3 protein-coding genes are annotated in these 4,701 nt (G+C 66.4%); all 3 read right to left on the bottom strand.

Annotation, left to right across the window (positions count from 1 at the left end):
• Positions 1 to 97 precede the first annotated feature (97 nt).
• A complete protein-coding gene (gene lolA, locus AC1VAN_RS12105) occupies positions 98 to 736 on the bottom strand; it encodes an outer membrane lipoprotein periplasmic chaperone LolA (RefSeq protein WP_032974810.1) in 639 nt (212 codons plus the stop codon).
• 110 nt (positions 737 to 846) lie between these two features.
• The gene (locus tag AC1VAN_RS12100; protein ID WP_442252056.1) at positions 847 to 2,787 is read right to left on the bottom strand and encodes a DUF3857 domain-containing protein; all 1,941 of its coding nucleotides are present in this window, start codon (positions 2,785 to 2,787) and stop codon (positions 847 to 849) included.
• 41 nt (positions 2,788 to 2,828) lie between these two features.
• A partial coding sequence (locus AC1VAN_RS12095) for a DNA translocase FtsK (protein WP_480985875.1) occupies positions 2,829 to 4,701 on the bottom strand: 1,873 nt, incomplete at its 5' end.

Below are 4,701 nucleotides of genomic sequence, written 5' to 3'. Positions count from 1 at the left end.
GATCAAAAGCATGTCAACCAAGGTTGACACCTACCAAGGCGGTGCCGGTTGACACCGACCAGCGCAGGTAGCGCCGGGCCATGCCCGGCGACCGCGATCAGTTGCCGATGACGTCGGTACCCGCCGGCGGGGTGAAGCGGAAGGTGTTGGCGGCGAAGCTGGGGTTGCGCTTCCAGCCGCTGAAACTGATCACGGTGCGCTGGCCCACGGCGTCGGTGATCTCCATCTTCGCCAGGCCCTGCGCGTTGAAGCCCAGCGCGGCGTACTGGAAGCTGGCTTCGGTCTCGCGCTTCGGCGACAGCGACAGCCACTGCAGGCCATCGCGGGTGGCGGCCTCTTCGCTCACGTCGTACTGCTGCTCCAGCAGTGCCGGATTGATCAGCGCGGTCAGCGGGCTGTTCTGCTCTTCCTTGCCCTGCTCGCGAACGGTCGCCTGCTCCAGGTCCGGCTCGAACATCCACACCTTCTTGCCGTCAGCCACGATCAGCTGCTCGTGCGGGCGCACGTACTCCCAACGGAACAGGCGCGGTGCCGACAAAGCGACGCGACCACTGGTGGATTCCTTGACCTTGCCGCGGCTGTCGAACACCTGCTGGCTGAACTGCCCATCCAGGCCCTTCAGGCCGGTGGTGAAGGTTTTCAGGTCATCACGGGCGCCGGCCCAGGCGCTGCCGGCRGCGGCGCAGGCCACGGCCAGRGTGGTGGTGGCAAGGAAACGRCGGAGGCGAAGGTTCATGCRGKRATCCTGTGGGCGCGCGGCCAGGAAAGTTGGGTGCCAGTGTGCCCGGCGAAAGATGAATGGGCGATCAGGACGCCATTATGACGCCCTGATCGCTGATCGGCGATTCAGCTGCCAGCGGCCGGCAGCTTGCCGTACAGCACCTGGCCACGGAAGCCGCGGCGTACCTCGCGGAACAGCGCGCGGAACGCGGCATAGTCCTGCGGCTGGCACAGCGCCTCGGCGCCGCGCACCGCGTTCTGCTGCAGGCGGTGATGCACGGTCACTTCCTGGCCCTGCCGGCTCCAGTCGACCCGGTACTCGCCGGCGGCATTGGCAAACCGCTGGCTGCGCGGAATCGCGATGATCGGGGCATTGGCCGGGAACTGCAGGCGATAGGTTTCCTCGCGCAGGCTGGCATTGCAGTAGAACGGCGTCTCATTGTCCGGCGCCGAGGCGCTGGCATACAGCCCGCGTACCGATTCACCACCGGGCGGATCGGGCACGGCCATGCCGCCGGCCACATCGAAGTCCACGTAGTCCTCGGCCTGGAAGGCCATGCGATAGCCAAACGGCCGGGTCAGGTCGACCGGCACACCCTGCAGCTGCAGCTGGCCGCGGCCATCGAAACCGGACGCGGCCATGATCGATTCTTCAGCGCGCGCCCGGTTCTGTGCATTGAGCTGGGCGAACTGCGCGCGCATGCCGATCTCGGCGTTGTCGCTCAGCTGCGGCACTGTCTCGCCACGCAGGTTGCCCTGCGCGTCGAAGGTGAAGCGCACCTCCATCACCGTGGCGTTGCGCTGCGGATCATTGGCCGGCGTGCGTGCCAGGGTGGCATCGCGGGTGTGCAGCACCGGCGCACCAAGGTCGCCATCAGGCAGCTGGCCGAAGCGCGCCCAGGCACTGGTCGAATCCAGGTACAGGTCGAACTCGGGCACGTAGGTGATGGCGTGGTTGAAGCGGCCCAGCAGCGGAATCTTCGGCAGCGTCGGGCCGCCACCGGCACCGATCAGCACCGGCGAACTGGTGATGCCCTTGGCCGCCAGCAGCGCCTCGAGGATCGTTACGTGGTCCTTGCAGTCGCCATAGTGGTTGTCGAGGATGCTCTGCGCACTGTTCGGCTCCAGGCCGCCATTGCCCAGGTACACCGCCACGTAGCGGATGTTCTGCGCCACCCAGCGGTACAGCGCATCGGCCTGCGCGCGGCGGTCGCTGATGCCGGCGGTGACTTCATCGGCCAGCGCCTGGATCTCCGGGGTGACCTGTGCGGCCGGCCCTGCTTTCAGTTGGTAGGCGCGACCCATCTGCGCCCAGTCGCGATAGGTGCTGGCCATGATGTTCGGCCCGAACTCCCACACCGCCGCCGACCAGTTCTGCGCCTGCATCGGCTCGCGGCGCTGGTAGCGCCAGCGCCATTGCGCCTGGCCGTTCTTCACCACCGGYCGGTCACTGCCCTGCACGCCACGGCTGTCCACGAACATGGGCAGATTGGCCGGCGCGCTGAGGGTCACTTCGGCATCGTCGTACTGGGTGAACACATTGAAGGTTTCCCACAGGCCAAAGTAGCCCGGGAAATAGGGCGTCAGCTGGGTCCGACGCACCTGGTAGAACAGCCGCGTGCCCGGCGCCAGGTTCGGGAACACGATCACCCGCACCTTGCGGTCGGCATACATCGCCGCCGAGGCACTGGAATAGCTTTCCTGGGTGTAGATGCGATCAGCCGGCACTTCGCGGCGCTGGCCGTCGGCGGTCAGCGTATAGGCGTTGACCACATCCAGCGTTTCCATCTTCTCGCTGTAGCTCAACCGCACCTGGCTGAACTGCTCCACCGCTGCCTTGGTCTTGAGCAGGATTTCGTAGGTTTCAGTCTGCACGTTGCCGGCATCGGCGCGCACCTGGTAGTCGGCGCGATAACGTACGAAGCTGAAGTTGTTGCTGGCCTCGGCATCGCTGCCGGTGGACGGTGGCGCGACTGCGGGTACAGCCGTCGCGGCGGCATCGGCCAGCGCCGGGCCGGATGCCAGCAGGCAGGCCAGCGCCAGCGCGCAGGAAACGGGTTGAAGCATGCGTCGGTTCCTTGGACGTCGGGAATGCGGCAGGGCTTGGCTTACTTCGGCGGCGGCGGTGCCAGCACGGTGCGGTCGCCGTTGTGCTCGGGCGGACTGACCACACCGGCCGCTTCCATGGCCTCGATCAGTCGCGCTGCGCGGTTGTAGCCGATCTTCAGGCGACGCTGCACGCCGGAAATCGACGCGCGGCGGGTCTCGGTGACCACGCGCAGCGCTTCGTCGTACAGCGGGTCGGACTCATCGCCGCCGCCGGAACTGGTCTCCGGCAGGCCGGTCGCACCGACCACCACGCCATCGCCCATCGTCTGTACTTCGTCCAGCACGCCGTCGACATAGTCGGCCGGCCCCATTGCCTTGAGGTGCTCGACCACGCGATGCACTTCCTCATCGGACACGAAGGCGCCGTGCACACGCTCGGGCATCGCCGTGCCCGGCGGCAGGTACAGCATGTCGCCGTGACCGAGCAGCGTCTCGGCGCCGGACTGGTCSAGGATSGTGCGCGAATCGATCTTCGAGCTGACCTGGAAGGCGATGCGSGTGGGRATGTTSGCCTTGATCAGGCCGGTRATSACGTCCACCGACGGGCGCTGSGTRGCCAGGATCAGGTGGATGCCGGCCGCRCGCGCCTTCTGCGCCAGTCGCGCGATCAGCTCTTCGACCTTCTTGCCGACGATCATCATCATGTCGGCGAATTCGTCGATGAAGATGACGATGAACGGCAGCGTCTCCAGCGGGCGCGGCGCCTCGCCCAGCTCCGGGTTAGGCTTGAACAGCGGGTCCATCATCGGCTGGCCAGCGTCCTGGGCGTCCTTCACCTTCTTGTTGAAGCCGGCGAGGTTGCGCACGCCCACCGCGCTCATCAGCTTGTAGCGGCGCTCCATCTCCGCCACGCACCAGCGCAGGCCGTTGGCGGCCTCCTTCATGTCGGTGACCACCGGCGCCAGCAGATGCGGAATGCCCTGGTAGACGCTCAGTTCGAGCATCTTCGGGTCGATCATCAGCATCCGCAGGTCTTTCGGCGACGCCTTGAACAGCAGGCTCAACACCATCGCGTTGACCGCCACCGACTTGCCCGAACCGGTGGTACCGGCCACCAGCAGGTGCGGCATGCGCGCCAGGTCGGCCACGGTCGAGCGACCGGCGATGTCCTTGCCCAGCGCGAGGGTCAGCGAACTGGCCGACTTGTCGTACTCCTTCGAGCGCAGCAGCTCGGACAGGTAGATCATCTCGCGGGTGACGTTGGGGATTTCCAGGCCGATCACCGACTTGCCCGGAATCACATCGACCACACGCACCGACTTCACCGACAGGCCGCGGGCGATGTCCTTGTCCAGCGAACTGATCTGGCTGACCTTGATGCCCGGCGCCGGCTCGATCTCGAAGCGGGTGATGACCGGGCCGGGGTTGGCGCCGACCACCTGTGCATCGATGCGGAAGTCCTTGAGCTTGAACTCGATCTGCCGCGACAGCGCGTCGAGGGTGTCCTTGTCATAGCCCACGGGTTGCGGCTTGGGATCATCCAGCAGGGCCAGCGGCGGCAGGTCCGAGCCGTCGCCATTGACGCCACGGAACATCGGGATCTGGTTGTCGCGCTTGGCCCGGTCGCTCTTTTCGATCACCGGCTCCGGGCGCGGCTCGATCTTCACCGGCTCGCGCTTGGCGCGCACTTCGGCATCGGCCTTGCGCACTTCCTGGCGTTCCTCGCGAAGAACGCGGGTCTGCTGCCATTCGGTGGCCTGCTCCTTCTTGCGCTCCAGCAACGGTGCCAGCGACATCACGCCGCGACCGATCTTCTCCATCACCACGAACCAGGACAGGCCCGTGGCCAGAGTGATCGAGGCCAGCAGCAACACCAGCACGAACAGGTTAGCGCCCAGCGCACCAAAGCCCACGCTGAGCGAATTGCCGACC

The sequence above is a fragment of the Stenotrophomonas sp. 05L44_2 genome (assembly GCF_056665995.1).
The sequence above is the reverse complement of the archived record's forward strand: the minus strand, read 5'-3'. Positions and strand labels throughout refer to the sequence as shown.